Below are 372 nucleotides of genomic sequence, written 5' to 3'. Positions count from 1 at the left end.
GTCAGAAAATGCAGTTTTTAATGAAGGGAAACGCGCAGTACATTTGGCAGTTGAACATTCAGCGGATAAGTGTCTGGAGGAGTTATTGAGAAAGGATTGTGATATCAATGTTCAGGATAACAATGGAATGACTCCCATTATGTATGCATTAAAGAAATGTAATGAAGAAGACATGGAATTGAGGACTAAACAGGAAAACGTGGTGAAATTGTTGATGCAATCAAGTGAGCTTAACGCGAATCTAGTCGACCGAAATGGCTCTACTTGTGCACACTTTGCTGCTCAACATTCAAATTTATTTGCATTGAAATTTTTTAAGAATATTGACCCCTCAATTTTTTCTATGAAAGACAAGACTGCAAACCAACCGAT

General features: G+C 37.1%; 1 protein-coding gene. It reads left to right on the top strand.

The features are described 5' to 3' along the window. The coding region (locus V6U76_RS05540) for an ankyrin repeat domain-containing protein (RefSeq protein ID WP_333024152.1) at positions 1 to 372 on the top strand (372 nt) is incomplete at both ends.

This window comes from Wolbachia endosymbiont of Pentidionis agamae (assembly GCF_036711655.1).
Taxonomy (GTDB): domain Bacteria; phylum Pseudomonadota; class Alphaproteobacteria; order Rickettsiales; family Anaplasmataceae; genus JAZHPY01.
Note: the sequence above shows the minus strand (reverse complement) of the source record. Positions and strands in the feature narration are given on the sequence as shown.